Annotated in this window: 21 protein-coding genes; 10 read left to right on the top strand and 11 right to left on the bottom strand. The window is 73.2% G+C overall.

Translation table 11 applies throughout. From position 1 onward, the window contains the following. Nucleotides 1-123 precede the first annotated feature (123 nt). Complete coding sequence (locus ACIQVZ_RS04425) at nucleotides 124-696, bottom strand: PadR family transcriptional regulator (RefSeq protein ID WP_350875050.1); 573 nt, start codon at nucleotides 694-696, stop codon at nucleotides 124-126. A 186-nt stretch (nucleotides 697-882) separates the two neighbouring features. On the opposite strand from ACIQVZ_RS04425, the gene ACIQVZ_RS04420 reads away from it, so the two are divergent. Continuing rightward, nucleotides 883-1,353, top strand: a complete 471-nt coding sequence (locus tag ACIQVZ_RS04420; RefSeq protein ID WP_402447141.1) for an SPW repeat protein — start codon at nucleotides 883-885, stop codon at nucleotides 1,351-1,353. A gap of 104 nt (nucleotides 1,354-1,457) precedes the next feature. On the opposite strand, the gene ACIQVZ_RS04415 is transcribed toward ACIQVZ_RS04420, so the two are convergent. Both ACIQVZ_RS04415 and ACIQVZ_RS04410 read right to left on the bottom strand, forming a co-directional pair. Then, a complete protein-coding gene (locus ACIQVZ_RS04415; protein WP_350875053.1) occupies nucleotides 1,458-2,864 on the bottom strand; it encodes a class II fumarate hydratase in 1,407 nt (468 codons plus the stop codon). A gap of 165 nt (nucleotides 2,865-3,029) precedes the next feature. Beyond that, entirely contained in the window at nucleotides 3,030-3,791 is a 762-nt protein-coding gene (locus ACIQVZ_RS04410; protein ID WP_402447138.1) for a carbon-nitrogen hydrolase family protein, read from the bottom strand. A gap of 439 nt (nucleotides 3,792-4,230) precedes the next feature. On the opposite strand from ACIQVZ_RS04410, the gene ACIQVZ_RS04405 reads away from it, so the two are divergent. After that, complete coding sequence (locus ACIQVZ_RS04405; RefSeq protein ID WP_402447136.1) at nucleotides 4,231-6,042, top strand: cholesterol oxidase substrate-binding domain-containing protein; 1,812 nt, start codon at nucleotides 4,231-4,233, stop codon at nucleotides 6,040-6,042. Nucleotides 6,043-6,063: 21 nt separating this feature from the next. Here the strand turns inward: ACIQVZ_RS04405 and ACIQVZ_RS04400 are convergent, their stop codons facing one another. Next, complete coding sequence (locus tag ACIQVZ_RS04400; RefSeq protein WP_350875658.1) at nucleotides 6,064-6,645, bottom strand: helix-turn-helix domain-containing protein; 582 nt, start codon at nucleotides 6,643-6,645, stop codon at nucleotides 6,064-6,066. Nucleotides 6,646-6,808: 163 nt separating this feature from the next. Between ACIQVZ_RS04400 and ACIQVZ_RS04395 the strand changes: the two genes are divergently transcribed. Next, on the top strand, nucleotides 6,809-7,720 hold the full coding sequence (locus ACIQVZ_RS04395; RefSeq protein WP_402447134.1) for an AzlC family ABC transporter permease: 912 nt from the start codon (nucleotides 6,809-6,811) through the stop codon (nucleotides 7,718-7,720). Further along, nucleotides 7,720-8,028 carry an AzlD domain-containing protein gene (locus ACIQVZ_RS04390; protein ID WP_063349896.1) on the top strand — a complete coding sequence of 103 codons (309 nt, stop codon included), beginning with the start codon at nucleotides 7,720-7,722 and terminating at the stop codon, nucleotides 8,026-8,028. Before ACIQVZ_RS04395 ends, ACIQVZ_RS04390 begins: the two co-directional genes overlap by 1 nt. Before the next feature lie 11 nt (nucleotides 8,029-8,039). Here ACIQVZ_RS04390 and ACIQVZ_RS04385 read toward each other — a convergent pair whose 3' ends face one another. Next, a complete protein-coding gene (locus ACIQVZ_RS04385) occupies nucleotides 8,040-8,579 on the bottom strand; it encodes a GNAT family N-acetyltransferase (RefSeq protein ID WP_350875062.1) in 540 nt (179 codons plus the stop codon). Between the two features lie 117 nt (nucleotides 8,580-8,696). On the opposite strand from ACIQVZ_RS04385, the gene ACIQVZ_RS04380 reads away from it, so the two are divergent. The 6 genes from ACIQVZ_RS04380 to ACIQVZ_RS04355 all read left to right on the top strand — a co-directional run bounded on the left by ACIQVZ_RS04380 (nucleotide 8,697) and on the right by ACIQVZ_RS04355 (nucleotide 14,142). Beyond that, nucleotides 8,697-9,875 (top strand): acyl-CoA dehydrogenase family protein, encoded by a 1,179-nt coding sequence (locus tag ACIQVZ_RS04380; protein WP_350875064.1) that lies wholly within the window; start codon nucleotides 8,697-8,699, stop codon nucleotides 9,873-9,875. A gap of 63 nt (nucleotides 9,876-9,938) precedes the next feature. Then, entirely contained in the window at nucleotides 9,939-10,319 is a 381-nt protein-coding gene (locus tag ACIQVZ_RS04375; protein WP_402447129.1) for an ADP-ribosylation/crystallin J1, read from the top strand. 33 nt (nucleotides 10,320-10,352) lie between these two features. Further along, nucleotides 10,353-10,619: a hypothetical protein gene (locus ACIQVZ_RS04370; protein ID WP_402447373.1), complete on the top strand. Its 267-nt coding sequence runs from the start codon at nucleotides 10,353-10,355 to the stop codon at nucleotides 10,617-10,619. A 127-nt stretch (nucleotides 10,620-10,746) separates the two neighbouring features. Beyond that, nucleotides 10,747-11,649: an alkaline phosphatase family protein gene (locus ACIQVZ_RS04365; protein WP_402447126.1), complete on the top strand. Its 903-nt coding sequence runs from the start codon at nucleotides 10,747-10,749 to the stop codon at nucleotides 11,647-11,649. A gap of 420 nt (nucleotides 11,650-12,069) precedes the next feature. Beyond that, nucleotides 12,070-12,552: a hypothetical protein gene (locus ACIQVZ_RS04360; RefSeq protein ID WP_350875070.1), complete on the top strand. Its 483-nt coding sequence runs from the start codon at nucleotides 12,070-12,072 to the stop codon at nucleotides 12,550-12,552. A gap of 297 nt (nucleotides 12,553-12,849) precedes the next feature. Beyond that, entirely contained in the window at nucleotides 12,850-14,142 is a 1,293-nt protein-coding gene (locus tag ACIQVZ_RS04355) for a multidrug effflux MFS transporter (protein ID WP_402447123.1), read from the top strand. Nucleotides 14,143-14,288: 146 nt separating this feature from the next. On the opposite strand, the gene ACIQVZ_RS04350 is transcribed toward ACIQVZ_RS04355, so the two are convergent. The 6 genes from ACIQVZ_RS04350 to ACIQVZ_RS04325 all read right to left on the bottom strand — a co-directional run bounded on the left by ACIQVZ_RS04350 (nucleotide 14,289) and on the right by ACIQVZ_RS04325 (nucleotide 21,218). Beyond that, nucleotides 14,289-16,349 carry a glycosyl hydrolase family 18 protein gene (locus ACIQVZ_RS04350; protein ID WP_402447120.1) on the bottom strand — a complete coding sequence of 687 codons (2,061 nt, stop codon included), beginning with the start codon at nucleotides 16,347-16,349 and terminating at the stop codon, nucleotides 14,289-14,291. A 665-nt stretch (nucleotides 16,350-17,014) separates the two neighbouring features. Continuing rightward, nucleotides 17,015-17,623 (bottom strand): hypothetical protein, encoded by a 609-nt coding sequence (locus ACIQVZ_RS04345; protein WP_402447117.1) that lies wholly within the window; start codon nucleotides 17,621-17,623, stop codon nucleotides 17,015-17,017. A 151-nt stretch (nucleotides 17,624-17,774) separates the two neighbouring features. Continuing rightward, a complete protein-coding gene (locus tag ACIQVZ_RS04340; RefSeq protein WP_350875079.1) occupies nucleotides 17,775-18,716 on the bottom strand; it encodes an ABC transporter substrate-binding protein in 942 nt (313 codons plus the stop codon). A gap of 39 nt (nucleotides 18,717-18,755) precedes the next feature. Further along, nucleotides 18,756-19,433 (bottom strand): ABC transporter permease, encoded by a 678-nt coding sequence (locus ACIQVZ_RS04335; protein ID WP_350875081.1) that lies wholly within the window; start codon nucleotides 19,431-19,433, stop codon nucleotides 18,756-18,758. After that, nucleotides 19,430-20,098 carry an ABC transporter permease gene (locus ACIQVZ_RS04330; protein WP_402447113.1) on the bottom strand — a complete coding sequence of 223 codons (669 nt, stop codon included), beginning with the start codon at nucleotides 20,096-20,098 and terminating at the stop codon, nucleotides 19,430-19,432. The genes ACIQVZ_RS04335 and ACIQVZ_RS04330 overlap by 4 nt, the downstream gene beginning before the upstream one ends. Further along, nucleotides 20,088-21,218, bottom strand: coding sequence for an ABC transporter ATP-binding protein (locus ACIQVZ_RS04325; RefSeq protein ID WP_402447110.1), 1,131 nt, complete (start codon nucleotides 21,216-21,218; stop codon nucleotides 20,088-20,090). The genes ACIQVZ_RS04330 and ACIQVZ_RS04325 overlap by 11 nt, the downstream gene beginning before the upstream one ends. Nucleotides 21,219-21,386 lie beyond the last annotated feature (168 nt).

Below are 21,386 nucleotides of genomic sequence, written 5' to 3'. Positions count from 1 at the left end.
TGAGGGGTGGCGGGTGAGGAGGCGGGTGAGACGGCGGCGGGTGGTGGCCGGCGGGTGGCGGCGAACAGCGAACAGCGAACAGTTGACAACTGACAGAGTTCAGATTTCAGCGTTCAGATTCTGTTATCTGTCACCCGTCATCCGTGACCCGTCATCCGCGGCGAGGCGGTGCAGGGTGGCGAGCACGTCGTCGAGCCAGGCGAGGGTCATCCGCTCGTACTCGATGCCGCCGCGCAGCACCACGTGCTGGAGCTCCTGCTGGGTGTCGAGCGCGGTGAGGTCGGGGAAGTCGCGCTGCTCGCCGTGCAGGTAGCGGGCGAGCAGGGCGGCGTGGCTCTCGCGATGCCGTTCGACCTCGGAGATCAGCGCGGCCGGGTCGTCGAACGCGGCGGCGCGGATCTTGACCGCGAGCTCGTGTCGGACGGACTCCGGCTCGACCGGTTCGCGCAGCCAGCCGGCGAGCACGGCCCGCCCTGCGTCGGCCGCCGAGTAGACCTTCTTGTCCGGCCGGCCGTCCTGGGCGACCTCTTCGGCGGCGACCCAGCCGTCGGCCTCCATCCGCCGCAGCACCTTGTAGATCTGCTGGTGGGTGGCGGTCCAGAAGCGCCCGATGGAGCGGTCGAAGCGCCGGGCCAGTTCGTAGCCCGAGCCCGGCTGCTCCAGCAGTGAGACGAGGATCGCGTGCTCCAGTGCCATGTCCGGCATCCTGCTATGCAACGAATTGCATAGGCAAGGAGGGTTCGGAGTGGTGAGACGCAGGTCACCGCCGTGATCGGATGGTTATCGAGCATCTACGGCCAAAAGGCGCAAATCGTCGGATAGGCGCCAGAATGGGTACGGGGCAAGCGCCCTCCATGTTCCGAACCATAGGAGGTGGTATCGGTGTCTACCCAGATTCCGATGGGCATGGAGCATCACCCGGACATCGTCGAACTACGGGAGCACTACGAGCGGATCACCTCGACCCCGCGCGCCCAGGCCACGGAGGCCCTGGCCGTGCTGGCCGGTCTCTTCCTGGCGGCATCGCCATGGATCGTCGGCTTCACCGCCTTCAACACGCTGACCGTGACCTGCCTGATCGTCGGCCTGGCCTACTGCGTGCTGATGGCGGGATACGGGTCGGCCTACGAGCGCACCCACGCGAGGGCCTGGGCGGCCACCGTGCTCGGCGCGTGGACGATCCTCTCTCCCTGGCTCGTCTCCGGATCGGCCGCGCAGGGCAGGAACATCGTCACCTGCGTCATCGTCGGTGCCGTGATGTTCCTGCTCGGTCTCGCGGCGATCTCGATGGCCACGATCACGGCGAACGGAGCAGCGATGCGACTCGGCCGCGCCGGCCGCGCCAAGGGCTGACGTCACTGACAGCCCGCGTCCGGGGCGTGGAGGATCGAACCGGTCCTCCGCGCCCCGGCGCACGTCGTCAGGGAGCCGCGGCCGTCACCGGGAATCCGCAGCCGTCACGGGCGGGTCATCCGCAGGACGTCGAGGGCCTCGTCGAGCTGCTCCCGGGTGAGCTTGCCCTGTTCCACGTAGCCGTGCTCCAGCACGACCTGCCGGATGGTCTTCCGTTCGGCCAGCGCCCGCTTGGCGACCTTCGCCGCCTCCTCGTACCCGAGGTAGCGGTTCAGCGGGGTGACCACCGAGGGGGAGGACTCCGCGTACTCCCGGGCCCGTTCGACGTTGGCGGTGATGCCGTCCACCGTCCGGTCCGCCAGCAGGCGGGCGCTGTTGGCGAGCAGCCGCACCGACTCCAGCACGTTGCGGGCGAGCACCGGGAGCATCACGTTCAGCTCGAAGTTGCCGCTCGCGCCGGCCAGGGTGACCGTCGCGTCGTTGCCGACCACCTGGGCGGCGACCATCAGCACCACCTCGGGGAGCACCGGGTTCACCTTGCCCGGCATGATCGACGAACCGGGTTGCAGGTCCGGCAGGTTGATCTCGCCGAGGCCGGTGCGCGGGCCCGAGCCCATCCACCGCAGGTCGTTCGCGATCTTCGTGAATCCGACGGCCACCGTGCGCAGTTGGCCGCTCAGCTCGACCAGGGCGTCGCGGGCGCCCTGCGCCTCGAAGTGGTCCCGCGCCTCGGTGAGCGGCAGGCCGGTGGTGCGGGCGACCTCCTCGATCACCGCGGCCGGGAAGCCCGGCGGGGTGTTGATCCCGGTGCCCACCGCCGTGCCGCCGAGGGGCAGTTCGGCGACCCGGGGGAGCGTCGCCAGCAGCCGCTCCCGCCCGTGCCGAACCTGGGCGGCGTAGCCGCCGAACTCCTGACCGAGGGTCACCGGCGTGGCGTCCATCAGGTGCGTCCGGCCCGACTTGACCACCTGCGCGAACTCGGCGGCCTTGCGCTCCAGAGCCTCCGCCAGGTGCTCCAGCGCCGGGATCAGGTCATGCGTGACGGCGGCGGTGGCGGCGATGTGGATCGAGGACGGGAAGACGTCGTTGGACGACTGGCTGGCGTTCACGTGGTCGTTCGGGTGGACCGCGCGGCCCAGCCGCTCGGCGGCCAGGGTGGCGATCACCTCGTTGGCGTTCATGTTGGACGAGGTGCCCGAACCGGTCTGGAACACGTCCACCGGGAACTCGTCGTCCCACCGCCCTTCGGCGACCTCCTCGGCCGCCGCCGCGATCGCCGCCGCCGTGTCCTCGTCCAGGACGCCGAGGCGGGCGTTCACCCGGGCCGCCGCGGCCTTGATCCCGGCCAGCGCGGCGATGTGCGCGCGCTCCAGCCGCTGGCCGGACACCGGGAAGTTCTCCACCGCCCGCTGCGTCTGCGCCTGCCACTTCGCGGCGGCCGGCACCCGGACCTCGCCCATCGAGTCGTGCTCGACGCGGTACTCCCGCTGCTTCTCCTGCTCGTCACCCATCACGCGCTGCACCTCCTGAACGGGCCGGTGGTCCGGCCCCGAGCGGTCTCCGATCACCACAGCCGCGCGCGGGCCCCGGGTATTTCCGCCCGGCCGCATCCACGGTGACGACCAGGCCGCGCCCGCCGGGCCGCCCCCGTCGCGTCCGCCGGGTTGCGGCCGCTGTTACCGCCGGGGCAGCTCGGCGCGGACCAGTTCGCCCGGCGCGGTACCGGCCTGGGCGACCAGGGCGCCGCCCGGTGCCCAGAAGCCGGAGCCGCCCGAGGTCTGCGGCTGCTCGCCGCTCGCCCCGGCAGAAGTGGCCAGCACGGCCCACACCCCGTGGGCGGCGGCGCGGTCGTGGAGGTGCCCGTCGCGGCGGGCGGCCTGCGCGGGCCCCGCGCCGTACAGGGTGGAGGCGACGTAGGCGTCGATGCCGAGCGCGGCGGTCTCCTCGGCGTGGGCGGGGTCGGCGGCGTCGGCGCAGATCGCGAGGCCGAACCGGAGGCCGTCCAGTTCCAGGACGGCGGGCCCGTCGCCGGGGGTGAACCGGTCGTTCTCGGCGCCGTGCAGCCGCGACTTCCGGTACACGACGGCGGCGCCCTCACCGGTGACGGCCAGGGTGGCGATGGACTCGCCCCTGCCGGGTTCGGTGACCGGCGCGCCGACCAGGGCGGTCGTGCCGGTCGCGGCGCAGGCGGCGACCAGCGGGGCGAGGCGCGGATCGGCGGGGCCGAGCGCGGGCGCGGCCAGGTCGTAGCCGGTCAGGGACAGCTCGGGGAACACCACCAGACGCGCGGTGGCCTCCCGTACCGCCTGCGCGTGCCGTTCGACGTTCACGGCCACGGTGTCCGGGCGGCCGGCGTCGGCGCAGGCGGGCTGGGCGACGGCCACGGTGATGGTGGCGGTGGCGGTTACGGCGGCGGTGGCGATCAGGGGTACGGGCATGGCGGTGCCTCCGGGCGCGAGGTGGAAAAGATCAACGTATGCGCAGGTCCGGGCGGTGGACAAGGGTTTCGCGTGGCAGCCGGGAGGGAGGCGGCCGGGGTGGACGCACGTACCGCTCCGCGCTGCGCCGGGAGCGGCCGTAGGCCCGGGGCATGATCACCCGAATGGATGAATAGCTGCGTGGAGTGCTTCAAACTGCCGTACGCCGCTTCGTACGCTCCTGTCCGGGCCGGATTCACGCCGGCCCCACCCTGATCGCCGCTGCTCGGCATCATCGCCGTGCGGCATCACCGCCGCTCGGCGTGGGTGACCGGCTAGTGGGGGCGGACTCATGACGACGACAGGGCGGGGCATGGCCGGGGGCGCGGAAGACCATGGGGGGACGGACCCGGGGAAGCGGCGTGGAACCGCCAGGGGCGGCGGGCTCACCCGGCGGCAGATGCTCGGCGCCTCGGCCGCCCTGGGCGGCGCGGCCTGGCTGCTGCGCGGCACCGTAGGCCCGGACAGCGCCGAGGCGGCCACCCCGGTGCCGCCCGGCCTGCCCGCCGGCACCGAGCTGTACCAGCGGGTCTTCCAGAACTGGTCCGGCGAGATCCGCACCGACCAGCTGTGGACCTGCGCGCCCCGCACGCCCGAGGAGGTGCCGGCGCTCGCCGACTGGGCGCACGCCAACGGCTGGCGCCTGCGCGCCACCGGCTACCGGCACACCTGGGCGCCGCTCACCGTCGCCGACGGGACCCCGGACAGCGCCCGCGTCCTGCTCGTGGACACCAGCCGCCACCTCACCGCGATGACCGCCGACTCGCCGACCACCGTCCGGGTCCAGACCGGCGCCACCATGGAGGACCTGCTCGCCCACCTGGCCGGCCGAGGCCTCGGTCTGACCGCGTGCCCGGCACCCGGCGAACTGACCGTCGGCGGGGTGCTCGCCATCGGCGGCCACGGCACCGCCGTACCCGCCGCCCACGAACTCCGGCCGGAGGGGCACGGCTACGGCTCGGTCAGCAACCAGGTCGTCCGGCTCACCGCCGTCGTCCTCGACCCGGCCACCGGCCGCTACACGCTGCGCACCTTCGAGCGCGCCGAGGCCGACAGCGCCGCCTTCCTCGTGCACCTGGGCCGCGCCTTCCTCACCGAGGTCGTGCTGCGGGCCGGCGCGGACCGCCCGCTGCGCTGCGTCAGCCGTCTCGACATCCCGGCCGGCGAACTGTTCGCCCGCCCCGGCACCGGAGGCGGCGGCGGTGGGCTCCTGGGCGGTCTGCTCGGCGGTGGCGGCCCGCGCACCCTCGCCGACTTCGTCGAGCGCGACGGCCGGGTCGAGGCGATCTGGTTCGCCTACACCGAGTACCCCTGGCTGAAGACCTGGAGCGTCGCCCCGGCCAAGCCGCTTGGCTCCCTGCCCGTCGACCAGCCCTACAACTACCCCTTCTCGGACAGCATTCCGGAACCGGTCGCCCGGCTCGCCGGCCAGATCCTCGCCGGCGCCTGGGGATCGGCCCCGCTGTTCGGCCAACTCCAGTACCTGATCGCCAAGGTGGCGCTCACCGGCGACCTCACGGACGTCCTGCTCTCCGGCGGGCTGCTCCGCGACCTGCTCAGCGGCGACCTGATCACCCACCTGCTCGCCGGCGGCCTGCGCTCCGACCTCTGGGGCCCGTCGCGCAGCCTGCTGCAGTACGTCCGGCCCACCACCCTGCGGGTCACCGCCAACGGCTACGCGGTCCTCGCCAGGCGTGCCGACCTCCAATGGGTGGTCAGCGAATTCGCCGCCTACTACCGGAAGTTGCTCGCCGAATACCAGTCCCGGGGGGAGTTCCCGGTGAACGGCGCGGTGGAGATCCGGGTCACCGGCGTGGACGACCCGACCTCCTCCGGCGTCCCCGGCGCGCGGCCGCCGTTGCTGTCCGCGCTGCGTCCTCGGGCGGACCGCCCGGAGTGGGACACCGCCGTCTGGCTCGACGTCCTGGCCTTCCCCGGCACCCCGGGGCTGGAGCGCTTCGCCCGCGACCTGGAGCAGTGGCTGCTGCGCACCTTCGACGGCACCCGGGCGGGCCTGCGGGTCGAGTGGTCCAAGGGCTGGGCGTACACCGCCGACGCGGCCTGGTCCGATCCGGACCTGATCGGTCGGGTCATTCCCGCGAGCCTGCGCGACGGCGGCGGGCCGGGCTGGGACGAGGCGGTCGCCGTCCTGGACCGGTACGACCCGCACCGGGTGTTCGGAAACCCCTTCCTGGACGGCCTGTTGAAGTAGCCGAACATGTCCGACTGATCGTCAGATGTGCTCCATGACGATCACCGCGAGGGTGTCCGGCGCCAGCGCGCGGAAGACGTGCGGGGCATCGCCCGGGTAGCTCACGTAGTCGCCCGGGCCCAGTTCGACCGGGGCCTCCGTCGGCCCGGCCAGAGCCCGGCCCGATCCGACCAGCACGTGCTCGACGGTACCGGGCATGTGCGGGTCGGAGGCCCGGGTCTCGCCCGGCTGCGCCTCGATCCGGTAGATGTCGCGCCGGGCGTTCGGCGGGCAGGAGGAGAGCACGGTCGCCGCGTAGTCGGCGCGCTCGGAGTGGGTCACCGGCCCCTCGCCGGCCCGGATCACCTTGACCGCCGGGCGCGGGGGGTCGACCAGGCGGCTGAACGGCACGTTCAGTGCGACGGCGAGGGCCCAGAGCGTTTCCACGCTCGGGTTGCCCGCCCCCGACTCCAACTGGGAGAGCGTCGACTTGGCGATGCCCGCGCGCCGGGCCAGCTCCGCCATCGACAGTCCGCCGCGTTCGCGCTCGCGCCGGATGGAGACGGAGATCAGGCCGATCAGATCCGCGCCGGAACCCGCGCTCGGGGTGGTCCGCTCACTCATGCTTGCCACTCACGCTCTCCTGGCTCCTTCTCCGGCTCCCGTGCGGCTGGTGCCGTTCATGCTGCCACTCGTGAGGGCGGCTGTCCGCACCTGCCCGTCGTTCGGCCTGTCGGTCCAATCGTTCGCCTTGACGAACCGAGGCGGTGGGTTCAGTCTGGTGGACATGCGTTCGCTACTCCGAACACTGGAGCATGCCACCCTTCGGGACATCGCTCTCGTCTGCCTCGCCGACGCGCTCGTCGGCGCCTCCTTCGGCGCGATCAGCGGCTCCGGCGGCCTGCCTCTGTGGGTGCCGGTCGCGCTCTCCGTCCTCGTCTTCGCGGGCGGCTCCCAGTTCGCGGCGATCGGCGTGGTGCTGTCCGGCGGCGGTGCGCTCGCCGCCGTCGCCACCGGACTGGTGCTCAACGCCCGGCTGCTGCCCTTCGGCTTCGCCGTGGCCGACGTGCTCGACGGCCCGTGGTGGCGGCGGCTGTTCGGCGCGCAGCTGATCACCGACGAGACCGCCGCGTTCGTCCTGCGGCAGGACGACGGTCGACGGCGACGGGCCGCGTTCTGGCTCTGCGGACTGGCGTTGTTCGTGGTGTGGAACGTCTCGGTGGTCCTCGGGGCCCTGGCCGGCGGGCTGATCGGGGACACGGACGCGCTGGGCCTCGACGCGGCCTTCCCCGCCGTGCTGCTCGCCCTCGTGCTGCCCTCGCTCGCGGACCGCCGCGTCCGCACCGCCGCCGTGGCCGGCGCCGTCGTCGCGGTCGCGGCCACGCCGTTCGTCCCGGCGGGGCTGCCCGTCCTGCTCGCCCTCGTCGGGCTGTTGTTCGCAGGGCGGCCCGGAACGCGCGAGGGCCGTGACGGTCGCGGGGTGCGTGACGGTCGCGAGGTGCGGCAGGGCCTTGAGGTGCGGCAGGGCCTTGAGGTGCGGGAGCCGCAGAACTCGCTGCAGTCGCTGCAGTCGCGGGAGTCGCTGCAGTCGCGGGAGTCGCTGCAGTCGCGGGAGTCGCGGGAGTCGCGGGAGTCGCGGAAGGGGGCGTCGGTCGAGGAACCGGGCGTCCCGGTGATCGAGCGGGAGGAAGCCCGATGATGCCGTTGTACGCCGTGCTGCTGCTGGCCGTCGGGACGTACGCCTTCCGCCTCGCCGGGCCGCTCCTCGGCCACCGGCTCGCCCTCTCGGAGCGCGTGCGGCACCTGCTCGCCGTCGCCGCGGCCGTCCTGCTGGTCGCCCTGGTCGCCACCGGTGCCCTCACCCAGGGCCAGGGCTTCGCCGGTTGGGCCCGCCCGGCCGGCGTCCTGGTCGCCGGTGTGCTCGCGCTGCGGCGGGCGCCGTTTCCGGCGGTGGTGGTCGCGGGCGCGGCGACGACGGCGCTGCTGCGGCTGTGCGGGGTGGGGTGAGGGGCGGCCCGTCAGCCGCCCAGAGCCTTGAAGAAGATCGTCGTCGGGTGCGCGCGCCCCGTGGGGTCGGTCGCGTAGTCCGGCACCGAACCGACCCGCGTCCACCCGGCCGCCTCGTACAGCCGCTCGGCCGGGCTGCCCGTCTCGGTGTCCAGCACCAGCAGCCGCAGCCCCAGCTCGGTCGCCCGCTCCTCCAGCGCCGCCAGCAGCCGCCCGGCCAGCCGCTGCCCCCGGTCCGACGGGTGCACCATCAGCTTGGCGACCTCGCCCCGGTGCCGCCCGTTCGCGGGCACCGCCGGGCGCAGCTGGATCGTCCCGGCGAGCCGCCCGTCGGCCTCCGCCCGGACCGTCCACAGCAGCAGCCGCTCCGCCGCGACCTCCGGGGCGAGCGCCCGCCACCACGCCACGGCCTCGGCCCGCCCCAGCGGCGCGAGGAAGCCGATCGACCCGCCACCGTGGACGGTGTCCACCATCAGCCCGGCGAGCTCCTCCGCCGCGCCGTCCAACTCCTCCGCCGTCACCTGACCGACCGCGTACGCCCCGCCCGCCATGTCGTCTTCCTCACTCGCTCGCGCCCGCCCACCGTCCGGGCGGTTGCGCCATACTCGCCGGTACCGCGCCGAGACCGGGATCCCGTCGGTATCCCGCCGACACTACAAGGAGCTTCGATGACGAAGCCGACCCGGATCGACCCGTCCGACCTGCTCGCCGTCGGCGACCTGCTCTCCGACGAGGAGCGGCTGATCCGCGACACCGTCCGGAGGTTCACCGAGGAGCGGATCCGCCCGCACATCGGCGACTGGTTCGAGCGCGGCGTCTTCCCGGCCCGCGAACTCGCCCCCGAACTCGGCGCCCTCGGCGTGCTCGGCATGCACCTCGACGGCTACGGCTGCGCGGGCGCCGGCGCGGTGGCGTACGGGGTCGCCTGCATGGAACTGGAGGCGGCCGACTCCGGGCTGCGCAGCTTCGTCTCGGTGCAGGGCTCGCTCGCGATGCGTTCGATCCACGCCTTCGGTTCCGAGGAGCAGAAGCAGCGCTGGCTGCCCGGCATGGCCGCGGGTGAGCTGATCGGCTGCTTCGCCCTCACCGAACCGGACTTCGGCTCCGACCCGGCGAACATGCGGACCCGCGCGGTGCGCAAGGGCGGCGACTGGGTGCTCTCCGGCAGCAAGATGTGGATCACCAACGGCAGCATCGCCGACGTCGCCGTCGTCTGGGCGCAGACCGAGGAGGGTGTGCGCGGCTTCCTGGTCGAGCGCGGAACGCGCGGCCTGACCGCCACCGACGTGCACGGCAAGCTCTCCCTGCGCGCCTCCGTCACGAGCGAACTCGCCTTCGACGAGGTGGTCCTGCCCGCCGACGCCGTCCTGCCGGGCGTCAGCGGCCTGCGCGGACCGCTCTCCTCCCTCAACGAGGCCCGCTACGGCATCCTCTGGGGCACCGTCGGCGCCGCCCGCGACTGCTACACCGCCGCCCTCGACTACGCGAAGAGCCGGATCCAGTTCGGCCGCCCGATCGCCGGATTCCAGCTCACTCAGCACAAGCTCGTCGAGATGATGCTGGAGGTGGAGAAGGCCTACCTGGTCGCCCTGCGGATCGGCCGGCTCAAGGAGGAGGGTGCGGCCCGCCCGCCGCACGTCAGCTTCGGCAAGCTCAACAACGTCCGCACGGCGCTGGAGATCGCCCGCAGCGCCCGGACCGTCCTCGGGGCCAACGGCATCACCACCGAGTACCCGGTGCTGCGGCACGCCAACAACCTGGAGTCGGTGCTCACCTACGAGGGCACCGGCGAGATCCACACCCTGATCCTGGGCGAGGCCATCACCGGCGAGTCCGCCTACCACTGACAGGCCGTCCACCTCGGGAAACCCGGTGGCCGGGACCGTCGCGGCCCGGCTACCGTGCCCACCGTGAACAGCGAGCCCACCACGCCCGGCACCGCCCCGACCACCACCCTCTGGCGCCCCACCGGCCCCGAGGAACTGGCCCTGGTCGAGGCGTCCGGCCGGCGCGCCTGGCCGCCCCGGCTGCCCGAGCAGCCGATCTTCTACCCCGTCCTCAACGAGGACTACGCGATCCGCATCGCCCGCGACTGGAACGTCCCCGCCTCCGGCGTCGGCTACGTCACCCGTTTCGAGGTCGACACCGCCTTCCTCGCCCGCTATCCGGTGCAGCGGGCGGGCGGCCGCACGATCCTCGAACTCTGGGTCCCAGCCGAGGAGTTGCCGGAATTCAACCGGAACATCGTCGGCCCCATCGAGGTCGTCCACGAGTTCCGGGCCCTGCCGTGACGCGTCCCTCCACGCCGGCTCGCCCCCGCACCGCTGACCGCCGAGGGCGGCGCCTTCGCCCGGCGCCTGCTCGCGGAAGTCGGTGACACCCTGGCCGGCGCTGTCGCCCTGGACGCCGGCCCGATCGCGGACCCCTACGACCCGGCCGAGCGCTGGGCCGTCGTCGAGGCGAATCTGCCGTGGTTCGCGCACTGCTACGCCGCCGACCCGGACCGCGCCCTGGACGTCGTGCTGCGCGCCGCCGGACCGGTCTCCGCACTCGCCCAGGCCGACCGCCGGTTCGTCCGTACGGCCGCCTGACACCCGGCGGACACCTGGCATTCGGCGAGTGGACGCCGGGCGGTACGGCGGGCGGTGGAGCATGGCGCGGTCGGCGGCGCCCTCGGCGGGCGCGGCCGGGTGTGTACGACCGAAAGGAACCCCCGCCATGTCTGCTGCCCAGTGGCCCCGCCCCCGGGTGCTCGTCGTCGGGATCGACGGCGTCCGCCACGACTACCTGGAGCACGTGCCGATGCCGCGCCTCCAGGAGCTCGCCGAGGCCGGGTTCCTGGTGCCGGTGACCGTGGCGGACACGACGCCCACCATGTCCGGGCCGTGCTGGGCCACCATCGTCACCGGTGTCGAGCCCGCCAAGCACGGTGTCTGGGGCAACCACCTCGGCGGCAACCGGCTCGACGTGTTCCCCGACTTCGCCACCCGGCTCGCCCGCGGCGACCGCCGCCGCACCTTCGTCGCGGCAGGCTGGGACCCGCTGATGATCAACGAGTCCGGCGGCCCGCTGTTCCGTGCGCCCGGCCGGCTCTCGTACATCGCCCCGGCCGAGGACACGCCCGAAGCCTGGGAGGCCGTCGACGAGGAGGTCACCCGCGAGGCCGTCCACGTCCTGGGCACCGCCGACCCGGAGGCCTCCTTCGTCTACCTCGGCGCCGTCGACGAGACCGCCCACTTCCTCGGCTGCGGCGACGAGTACCGGGCGGCCATGCGCACCGCCGACGAACGCCTCGGCCGGCTGCTCGACGCCGTCCGCGGCCGCGCCGACCACGCCGACGAGCAGTGGACCGTCATCGTCGTCACCGACCACGGCCACGTCGACGCCGGCGGCCACGGCGGCCGCACCGTCGAGGAGCGCACGGCCTGGGTCGCCTGCGCCGGGCACGGCATCCCGGCCGGCCCGCCCACCGGGGAGATCCGCCACCCGGACGTCGCCGCCCAGGTGTACGCCTCGCTGCTGCGCCCCATCGACCCGCACTGGACCCTCGACGGCCGGCCCTTCCCGGTCGCCCGGCCGGTGCCGGTGCCGGTGCCGGAGGCGGTGTCGGCGTCGATCTGATCGGCGCTCTGAACGGCGGTCCGGCAGGTGCTCTGACCAACGATCCGAGCAACGATCCGAGCAACGATCCGACCGGCGGCCGACACCGTCGCCGGCCCCGGGCCCGACGACGCCTCAGGGGCGCGCTGATGCATCCGGGTGCAGCAGGCCGGGCTGCGCCGGAGACCGGCTTGAGTGACGCTCGATCGAGGCCCGGGCGGCACTTGAAGACGGTGTGCCAGCCTGGGCGCCCCACCGTGTAACCCCGAGACCGGGTCGCTGGACATACCTCTGAAGGTGGAGACGGTACCCCGTGGGATGGAGACAAGATCGCGACCTGGTGGTGACGCTCCAAAGGGACGGCACGGGCCACGATGGATACACCCGGACGGCAGACCTCGCCGACCGGACCGGAACCGGAGACGGAGAGGACAGACGGGCATGAAGGGCATCGTGAGCAAGGTCGCACTGGGAGTCGCGGGCACCGGCATGGCCGTCGCCGTGGCGGCCGTGGCAATCGGCCCGAGGGTGTCCGATTGGTACGACGGACGCCACCAGGAGCAGGCCACCTACGACACCGGCAGCCAGGCCAAGGCCGAGCGCCGTTCGATGCCGGCCTGGCTGCCCGACAACGCCTCCTCGGTGAAGTACCTGATGTCCACCACCGGCGACGACCGCCTGCTGCGCGCCACCCTCCCGGAGGGGCGGCTGCCCGTCGGCTGCAACACCGGCCTGCCCGGCAAGTCCGCGCACTCGGTGCCGCTGTCGCTCAAGGCCGGCTGGTTCCCCGAGGGTGTCGCGGCCAAGGCCAGTGGCACCTGCGGGCACTACAACGTGACGCTCACCGGCAACCAGCTCTACGCGTGGCAGGACGGCGCGGCGGTGCAGGCGGCCCTGCGCGCCGAGCGGCCCGCCAAGCACTGAGCCGGGCGCACTGAGCCGGGCGCCCCGAGCCGGGCGCCGTGCACGGGGGCACCGAGCCGGGTGCCCGCACCGGGCTCGCCGTGAGGCTCCGAGTACGCCGCCAGGCTCCGACCGGCCCGCCACGCACCGACAGGTGCGGGCGGGCCGTCGTCGTGCCCGGGTACCGCCGGAGTGGCCGACGGTGGACCAGCGGGAGGACCCCCGCTGTCGGAAACGGCCTGGGCTGCGATAGGACGGAGCGTGGACAAACCCGTCCCGCCCCCGTCCCGTCCCGTTCCCCGTTCCGTGAGGAGCCCCATGCCCGGCCCGACCGTCGGCTCTGCCGGCGACACGTCGACCGCTCCCTCCGCCGCCCCCACCACCGGCCAGTCCCGCCCCGGCCGGGCCACGATCGCCGTCCTGGGCGGTCTCGTGGCGCTCGGCCCGCTCACCACCGACCTCTACCTGCCCGGGCTGCCCGCGATCGCCGACGACCTGGTCGCCGAACCGGCCGCCGTCCAGCTCACCCTCACCTTCTCCATGTTCGGGGTCGCGGCCGGGCAGTTGCTCTTCGGACCGCTCAGCGACCGCTACGGCCGCCGCCCGCCGCTGCTCGCGGGGCTCGTCCTCTACACCCTGGCCAGCGTGGTGTGCGTGATCGCGCCGAGCCTGACGGTGCTGATCATCGCCCGCTTCATCCAGGGCGCGGCCGGATCCGCCGGGCTGGTCATCGGCCGGGCCGTCGCCCGGGACCGCTTCCAGGGCGTCGCGATGCTGCGGTTCCTGGCCTCCATCGCGCTGATATCCGGGCTGGCGCCGATCCTCGCCCCGATCCTCGGCGCGCAACTGATGCGGTTCACCTCGTGGCGCGGCACCTTCGGCGCGCTGACCGCGCTCGGGCTGCTCCTGACCCTGGCCGCCTTCGGGGCGCTGCGCGAGAGCCTGCCGACGCAGAACCGGGGCACCGGCGGGGTGGGCGCGACGCTGCGCACGATGGGGCGGTTGCTGCGCAACCTGCCGTTCCTCGGGCTGGCGCTGACCAGCTCCTTCGCCTTCGGTGCGCTGTTCGGTTACATCAGCGGGTCGTCCACGGTGCTCCAGCACGTGTACCAGGTCTCGCCGCAGACCTACAGCCTGCTGTTCGGGGCGAACTCGCTGGCCATCGTCGTGATGACGCAGTTGAACGGACGGGTGCTCGCGCGCCGCTTCGCCCCGCGGGGGCTGATGCTGGCCGGGCTGGCGACGGCGGTGACCGCCGGAGTGGCGCTGGTGTTGTTGACGGCGGTCTGGGACTTCGGGCTGGTCGGGTTCTGCCCGCCGTTGTTCGTGATGATGGGCAGCATGGGCGTGGTCCTGCCGAACACGGCCGCGCAGGCGCTCAGCCTGGTCGAGCCGCGGGCGGCCGGGACGGCGTCGGCGCTGCTCGGCACCGGCAACTTCCTGTGCGGGGCGGTGGTCGCACCGCTGAGCAGCCTCGGCGGCCGGCCGTCGGCGGTGCTGCTGGCGGTGGTCGTCCTGGCGAGCGGGGTGCTGGCGATGGCGGCGTACGTGACGCTATGTCGGCCCGGGCGGATGAGGACGGCGGAGGCCGAGGTGGTGGCAGGGAGCTGACGGCCGCCGGCCGCCGGCCGGCGACGAGCAGCTGACGGCTGACAACGAACAGCAAACAGATAACAGCTGACAGATGATGAAATCTGTCAGCTGTTATCTGTTATTCGTTCCCTGTCAGCCGTCAGCCGTCAGGCGTCGCGCGCGGCTCAGGCGATCGAGAAGTCGTCGCCGAAGACGTTGCCCTGGCCGTACCAGCCGTGCAGGTACACGGTGACGGTGCCGGAGGCGCCGGTGGTGAAGGGGACGGTCAGCTTGGTCCAGCCGGAGGCGTTGGGGGTCCAGGAGCTGGCGGTGGCGCCACCGCTGACGCCGAGGTACGCGTAGTTGCCCTGCACCCAGCCACTCAGCGTGTAGCTGGTGTTGGCCTTCAGCGTGACGGTCTGCGAGCACTCGCCGGTCTGGCCGGCGGTGGCCGCCGCCTGGAGCGCGTAGGACCCGGAGTGGACCGGGGTGGAGACCACGGCGCCGCCGCTCTGGCAGGTCCACGGGGCGAGGCTGCCGGTCTCCAGGTCGCCGTTGACCAGGCCGGTCGGCGGCGGGGTCGTCCCGGTGACGGTCAGTGCGTACGTGGCGGTGTGGGTGCCGGACGGCCCGGTGGCGGTCACGGTGAGCGGGTAGCTGCCCGCCGTGGCGGCCGCGGTGGTGGCGATGTTGAGGGTGGCGCCGGTGCCGGTGGTGACGCTGCCGGGGGTGACGGTGGCGGTGACGCCGGCCGGGGCGCCGCTGACCGACAGGTTGAGGCTCTGTGCCGAGCCCGCCGTGACCGCCGTGGCGATGGCCGCCGACGTGGACGAACCGGCGGCCACCGTACCGGAGTTCGGGTTCACCGCGACCGAGAAGTCGTTGCCGGGCTGGGTGCCCGTGACGTTCAGGGTGAAGACGCCGGTGTGACTGCCGGAGGCCGCGCTGCCGGTGACCGTCAGCGGGTAACTCCCGGGTGCCGCCGCCGCGGTGGTGGTGACGTTGAGGGTGGCGCCGGTGCCGGTGGTGACGCTGCCGGGGGTGACGGTGGCGGTGACGCCGGCCGGGGCGCCGCTGACCGACAGGTTGAGGCTCTGTGCCGAGCCCGCCGTCACCGCCGTGGCGATGGCCGCCGAGGTGGACGAACCGGCGGTGACCGTGGCGGAGTTGGGGTTGACGGCCACGGAGAAGTCGTTGGTCACCGTCGAGCCGCTGGTGAACGGCGCGAAGATGTGGGTGAAGTCCCAGGTGTTCTGGCTGATGCCGGAGCAGGAGTCGTCCCCCGCCTTGCCCGGGCAGCCGCCGTTGTCGCGCTGGAGCGCCCAGAAGGACAGCGTGTTGATGCCCTTCGACACCGCCCAGTTGTAGACGGTGGTGGCGTTGGCCACGGTGAAGGTCTCGGCCGCGCCGTAGTCGTCGATGCCGGGCATCTCGGTGATCCCGATCGAACCCCACAGCTGGGCGGGGGTCTTGGACGGGTAGAGCTTGGCGAGCTGGTTGTAGAGGCCCTGCGCGGAGGTCTGGGTGTCGGCCGCCATGTCGTGGGTGGCGCCGTCGTAGTAGTCGAAGGTCATCATGTTGACGACGTCGATCCGGGCGTTGTTGCTGACCGCGTTCTTCAGCACGGCGAGGCCGCTGGAGGCCAGCCCGCTGGTGGTGGTTGGCAGCGTGTAGGAGAACTGGACGTTGCGCCCGTTGGCGGCGGCCCAGTCCTGCACGATCTTGATCGCCTTGTTGCGGCGGTCGATTCCGGCCGTGTTGGTCAGCGAGTTGTCCTCGATGTCGAGGTCGATCCGGCTGACGTCGTAGGTGGTGACGAGGTTCTCGAAGGCTGCCGCGATCTGGTTGACGTCGGTGCAGCTGTCGGCCAGTTCGGTGCCGGTGTTGTCGGCGGTGTAGCCGCCGAAGGAGGGGATCACGTCTCCGCCGTTGGCCCGGATGGTGGCGATGTCGGCGCCGAAGGTCGAGGAGGAGACCGGCTTCGAGGTGTCGCCGTTCCAGTACGGGGTGCAGGAGCCCTTGGTGGCGGCCTGGAGGAACGCCATCGTCAGGTACTTGGCCCCGGACTGGGCAGCCAGGGCGGCGGGGCTCTGCCCGGTCCAGGACTCGAAGTAGGGAGCGAAGACCCTGCTGGGGAGCGGGGTCGCGGCCTGGGCGGAGCCCGTCCCGGCGGCGACCAGGCCGGCCGAGGCGGCCAGTGTGGCGCAGGCCGTCAGGGCCGCCTGGATGGTTCTGCGTAGACGCATGGATTCTCCAACATACGTGGTGGGGCAGGACGTTGGGGATACGCGCATGATCGGGGCGCGACGGCCGTGTGGGGTCGGCTGCGCGGGCCCGGACGTGCGGACGTGTGGGTGTGCTGACGTGCGGGACTGCTGGGTGTCCGGATGTGTGGGCGCGCGGAAGTCCACCGACTCGCGTGGAGGCGGGTGGCGGGTACGCGTGTGCGCACGCCGTACGGAGCGGGGGTGGTGCGGGACAGGGCAGGGCAGTGCCTCAGCCGCCGGTGGTCACACCCCCACAGTGCATCCCGGTCGGATCGACATGCTTATGGTTGGACTAGACCACTGGTCTGTCAAGAGACCTAACAGTTCGTCAACACACCGCCCCCGTGCCCGAAGGGCCGTCCGACCGGCCGGGTGTGCGCGGTGCGGCCGGGACTGTGGAGGTGGGCGGTGCGGCGGAGGTGGCCGGTGGGGCGGGGTGGCCGCGCTACCGAAGGGCGGACGCGTCGAAGGGTGGGCATACCGAACGGTGGATGCGCCGAAGGGCGGATGCGTCGAAGGGCGGATGCGTCGAAGGACGGCGCCGCCGAAGAGCGAAGGTGCCGTGGCCGCGCGCCCGTCGGCGGGCGCGCGGCCACGGCGGCCCGGCGCTCAGGACACCGGGCGGTTCGGGTGGCCGCTCCGGATCACGCCGGCGGCGGGCAGAGGGTGGTCCGCAGCGCGTCGTTGATCTTCGCGGCGGTGTCCGGTCCGAAGCCCTGCGGGTGGTCGGGCGAGGTGAAGCGCTGGTTGGCCAGCTCGACCAGCTTCGACTTGTCCTTGGGGAACTGGAACAGCGCCTGGCACTGGTTGCGGGCCCGGTCCACGGCCTGGTCCGGCTTGCCGCCGACGATTGCCGGGTCGATCGCGTCCAGCGCGGCGACCAGCTTGCCGGTCAGGTCGGTGCCCGGCTTTCCGGGCAGGCCGGCGTCGCCGGGGGGCGTGGGCTTGGCCGGGGCGGGGGCCCCGGGGGAGCCGGAGTCCGGGGCGGGGGCCGAGGGGTTGTCGGGCGCGGGCGTCGAGGGGGCCGCGGGCGCGGAGGGGGAGGCGGCCGGGTCGGGCGCGGAGGCCGAGGGCGACTCGGGCGTCGGCGGCGTCGTGGCGGTGCCGGGGGCGGGGACCGAGGCGGCGGCCGGGGTGGTGGGGGAGCCGGCCGCGGCGGTGGCCGGGTGGGGGCCCGGTCCGGAGCTGGAGCAGGCAGCGAGGCTCACCGCGGCGAATGCCGTGAGGGTGGCGGCGAGGAGACGAGTGCGCATGGCGTCACACTGTCATGTCCGCGGCGCTGAAGGGAAGATCCTCCCGCGAGCGCGGACGGCCCGGGAGGTGGGACCTCCCGGGCCGCCGACTCGCCGCGTCCGTAAGGCGCGTTAGGCGCACAAGGCGCGCAAGGCGCCCGCCGAGGCGTGGTCAGCCGAGGCCGTTGGCCTTCAGCCAGTCCTTGGCCACCGCCGACGGGTCGTCCTTGTCGATCGCGACACGCTTCATCAGCGCCGTCAGCCCCGCCGTGTCGAGCTTGGCCGACACCGCGTTGAGGGCCGCCGTCGCGGTGGGGTTCACACTCGCCTTGTTGACCAGCGGGGTGACGTTCTGCGCGCCGAAGAGGTTCTTCGGGTCGGTCAGCGGGACGAGCTTCAGCTGGACGATCTTCGGGTCGGTGGTGAACACGTTGCCGACCTGGATGGTGCCGTCCTTGAGCGCGTTCGCGGTGGCGTCGCCGGTGGGCTTCCACTCCTTGAAGTTCAGCCCGTAGACGTCCTTGAGCTGCTGCTCGCGGCGGGACTTGAACTCCGGCGGACCGCCTATCGTGAACTCGCCCGCCTTGGCGGCCAGGTCGGCGATGCTCTTGAGGCCGTACTTGTCGGCGTTCTCCTGGGTGACGCTGAGCGAGTCCTTGTCCTCGGCGGGGGAGGAGTCGAGGATCCCCAGCGCGGCGGGCAGCGTCTTGGCCAGCGCCGCGTTCACCTCCTCGGTGGTGGCGGCGGTGGACTTGGCGTCCAGGTAGGCGAGCAGCGAGCCGTTGTACTCGGGCAGGACGCTCAGGCTGCCGCTCTGGAGCTGCCCGTAGAGCACCTCGCGGCTGCCGATGTTGAACTTCTCCTCGACCTTGACGCCCTTGGCCTTGAGGGCCTGCGAGTAGATCGAGCCGAGCAGCACGTTCTCCGGGAAGTTCGCCGAGCCGACGACCACCGTCGAGCCGGCGCCGGCGCCCGAGGCGGCGGGGGAGCCCGCCGCGGAGCCGCCGCCGAGCGGGTCGCCGCCGCCGGAGGAGCCGCAGGCGGTGGCGCCGAGGGCGAGCGCGGCGAGCGTGCCGAGGACGACGGCGCGCCTGCTTCCGTGGTTTGTCGACATGGTGACAGATGTCCTTCCGGAGAGGATGGGGAACGAGGTTCAGCGGGCCCGGCGCTGGGCGCGCATTCCGGGCGGGAGCGCGTACCGGGCGAGCAGGGCGAAGAACAGCTGGGCGCCGACCGCGAGCAGCACCACCAGCAGCGCGCCGCCGACGGTGACGGCGTACTTGCGGGTGGCCAGTCCGTCGATGACGTAGCGGCCGAGGCCGCCCAGACCGACGTACGCGGCCACGGTGGCGGTCGCGATCACCTGGACGGTCGCGGTGCGGAAGCCCGCCAGCAGGGTCGGCGCCCCGGACGGCAGGCAGACCTGCCACAGCACCTGCGGGTGGGTCAGCCCGATGCCGCGCGCCGCGTCCCGGACGTCCGGGTCGGTGCCGCGCACCCCCTCGACGGCGGCCACCAGCAGCGGCGGCGCGGCGAGCGCGACCAGCGGGATCAGCACGGCCGTGTCCCCGACCCCGCCGAGCAGCACCGCCAGCGTCACCAGGCCGAGCGTCGGCAGGGCGCGGGTGGCACCGGCGAAGGCCGTCACGAGCGTGACGCCGCGCCCGCTGTAACCGATCAGCAGTCCGAGCGGCACGGCGAGCAGCGCCGCGAACAGCAGGGCCTCGCCGGAGAGCACCAGGTGCTCGGTGATCCGGTGCACGATCGAGTCCGGGCCGCTGCGGTGGTCGGGGGCGGAGAAGAAGTCGCCCAGCCAGTTCAGCCAGTTCACGAACCGGCTCCCTTCTCCCGGACGGCCCAGGGCGCGAGCACCCGGCGGGCGCCCACCAGCAGCAGGTCGACGGCCAGCGCGAGGACGGCGATCAGCGCGATGCCGGCCACGATCGGGGTCGGGAAGGTGCGCTGGAAGCCGTCGATGAACAGGTAGCCGAGCCCACCGCGCCCGATCAGCGCGCCGACGCTGGCCAGCGAGATGCTGGACACCGCCGCGACCCGCAGCCCGGCGATCAGGTACGGCACGGCGGCGGGCAGCTCGACGGAGGTCAGCCGGTGCCACGGCCCGTACCCCATCGCGGTGGCGGCCTGCCGGACCGGGTCCGGGACGGCGCGCAGGCCGTCCACGGTGGTCGGCAGCAGCACGGCGAGCGCGTAGAAGGTGAGCGGGATCATCACGGTGGCCTGGGTGGCGAGGCCGGTGTAGGGGATGAGCACCACGAACACGGCCAGCGAGGGCAGCGCGTAGACGATGTTGAAGACGGCGGACAGCGGTTGGTACAGCCGGGGGAAGCGCGTGCAGGCCAGACCCAGCGGGACGGCCAGCAGCAGGCCGATGAGCACCGGGACCAGGGCGATCACGGCGTGGTCGGCGAGCAGGTCGCCGAGGTAGCCGAGATGGTCGCCGATCCAGTACCAGCGGACGATCGGTTCACCGTCCACCGGCCGCCCCGTCCGTGAGGTCACCGGCCGCCGTGCCGGCTGCCGTGCCTGCTGCCGTGCCGGCCGCCGTGCCTGCTGCGTCGGCTACCGGGGCGGACAGCGCGGCCAGGACGGCCTCGCGGCTCGCGGTGCCGGTGGCCCGGCCGTCGGCGTCCAGGGCGACGGCGGCCCCGGCGGGGGAGAGGACGGCGGCGTCCAGCGCGGTGCGCAGGGTGTCGGCGTCCGGCCGGTAGCCGGAGACCGGGTGCAGCTCGGCGGTGGCGGCGTCGCGGTCGATCCAGCCGATCGGGCGGCGCTCGTCGTCCAGCGCCAGCTCCCAGCCGCCGTAGCGCAGCCCGTCTGCCACCGGGCGGACGGCGACGGCGGTCGCGGGGCGCAGGGCGAGGCCGCGCAGGCCCCGGTCGCGGCCGAGGAAGGCGGCCACGCCGTCGTCCGCGGGGGTGGTGAGCAGGGTGTGCGGGTCGGCGAGCTGGGCGATCCGGCCGTGTTCGCGCAGGACCACCACCTGGTCGCCGAGCCGGACGGCCTCCTCGATGTCGTGGGTGACGAACAGCACCGTCTTGTGCAGCTCGGACTGGAGCCGCAGCAGTTCCTCCTGGAGCCCGGCGCGCACCACCGGGTCGACGGCGCTGAACGGCTCGTCCATCAGCAGCACCGGCGGGTCGGCCGCGAGGGCGCGGGCCACGCCCACCCGCTGCTGCTGGCCGCCGGACAGCTGGAACGGGTACCGCTTGCCGGTCTCGGGAGCGAGCCCGACCAGTTCGAGCAGTTCGGCGGCCCGGGCGCGGGCCTTCTTGCGGTCCCAGCCGAGCAGGTAGGGCACGGTGGCGACGTTGTCGATCACCTTGCGGTGCGGGAACAGGCCGGCCTGCTGGATCACGTAGCCGATGCCACGGCGCAGCTTGGCGGGCTCCAGTTCGGCGACGTCCGTGTCGTCCAGCAGCACCCGGCCCGAGGTCGGCTCGACCATCCGGTTGACCATGCGCAGCAGGGTGGTCTTGCCACACCCGGACGGTCCGACCAGGACGGTTATCCGACCGGTCGGGACGTCCAGGTCCAGGCCCTCGACGGCGATGGTGCCGTCGGGGTGGCGCTTGCCGGCGCCCTCGAATCTGATCACGGGGAGTTTCCTCGTCAGGGCGCCCCGGGGAGGCGGCGCCTGTTTCGGTCGTGCGGTTGATGGCGGTTCGTCGACAAGCGGCGACGGCGCGGGCCGTACCGGCCGCTGCCGTGACGGCGTCTGTCGGATCGACCGCCCGGGCGTTCTTCCGCCCGCGTGGCTGCCCAG

Origin of the sequence: Kitasatospora sp. NPDC098663 (assembly GCF_044760075.1) — a bacterium.
Lineage (GTDB): Bacteria > Actinomycetota > Actinomycetes > Streptomycetales > Streptomycetaceae > Kitasatospora.
The sequence above is the reverse complement of the archived record's forward strand: the minus strand, read 5'-3'. Positions and strand labels throughout refer to the sequence as shown.

What these genes read in the sequence shown, in the direction of transcription:
- ACIQVZ_RS04355 (WP_402447123.1), top strand. Translation starts at nt 12,850, where the DNA reads ATGCCCGGCCCGACCGTCGGCTCTGCCGGCGACACGTCGACCGCTCCC.
- ACIQVZ_RS04410 (WP_402447138.1), bottom strand. Translation starts at nt 3,791, where the DNA reads ATGCCCGTACCCCTGATCGCCACCGCCGCCGTAACCGCCACCGCCACC.
- ACIQVZ_RS04395 (WP_402447134.1), top strand. Translation starts at nt 6,809, where the DNA reads ATGCGTTCGCTACTCCGAACACTGGAGCATGCCACCCTTCGGGACATC.
- ACIQVZ_RS04415 (WP_350875053.1), bottom strand. Translation starts at nt 2,864, where the DNA reads ATGGGTGACGAGCAGGAGAAGCAGCGGGAGTACCGCGTCGAGCACGAC.
- ACIQVZ_RS04390 (WP_063349896.1), top strand. Translation starts at nt 7,720, where the DNA reads ATGCCGTTGTACGCCGTGCTGCTGCTGGCCGTCGGGACGTACGCCTTC.
- ACIQVZ_RS04345 (WP_402447117.1), bottom strand. Translation starts at nt 17,623, where the DNA reads ATGCGCACTCGTCTCCTCGCCGCCACCCTCACGGCATTCGCCGCGGTG.
- ACIQVZ_RS04350 (WP_402447120.1), bottom strand. Translation starts at nt 16,349, where the DNA reads ATGCGTCTACGCAGAACCATCCAGGCGGCCCTGACGGCCTGCGCCACA.
- ACIQVZ_RS04385 (WP_350875062.1), bottom strand. Translation starts at nt 8,579, where the DNA reads ATGGCGGGCGGGGCGTACGCGGTCGGTCAGGTGACGGCGGAGGAGTTG.
- ACIQVZ_RS04365 (WP_402447126.1), top strand. Translation starts at nt 10,747, where the DNA reads ATGTCTGCTGCCCAGTGGCCCCGCCCCCGGGTGCTCGTCGTCGGGATC.
- ACIQVZ_RS04360 (WP_350875070.1), top strand. Translation starts at nt 12,070, where the DNA reads ATGAAGGGCATCGTGAGCAAGGTCGCACTGGGAGTCGCGGGCACCGGC.
- ACIQVZ_RS04340 (WP_350875079.1), bottom strand. Translation starts at nt 18,716, where the DNA reads ATGTCGACAAACCACGGAAGCAGGCGCGCCGTCGTCCTCGGCACGCTC.
- ACIQVZ_RS04405 (WP_402447136.1), top strand. Translation starts at nt 4,231, where the DNA reads ATGCTCGGCGCCTCGGCCGCCCTGGGCGGCGCGGCCTGGCTGCTGCGC.
- ACIQVZ_RS04380 (WP_350875064.1), top strand. Translation starts at nt 8,697, where the DNA reads ATGACGAAGCCGACCCGGATCGACCCGTCCGACCTGCTCGCCGTCGGC.
- ACIQVZ_RS04400 (WP_350875658.1), bottom strand. Translation starts at nt 6,645, where the DNA reads ATGAGTGAGCGGACCACCCCGAGCGCGGGTTCCGGCGCGGATCTGATC.
- ACIQVZ_RS04425 (WP_350875050.1), bottom strand. Translation starts at nt 696, where the DNA reads ATGGCACTGGAGCACGCGATCCTCGTCTCACTGCTGGAGCAGCCGGGC.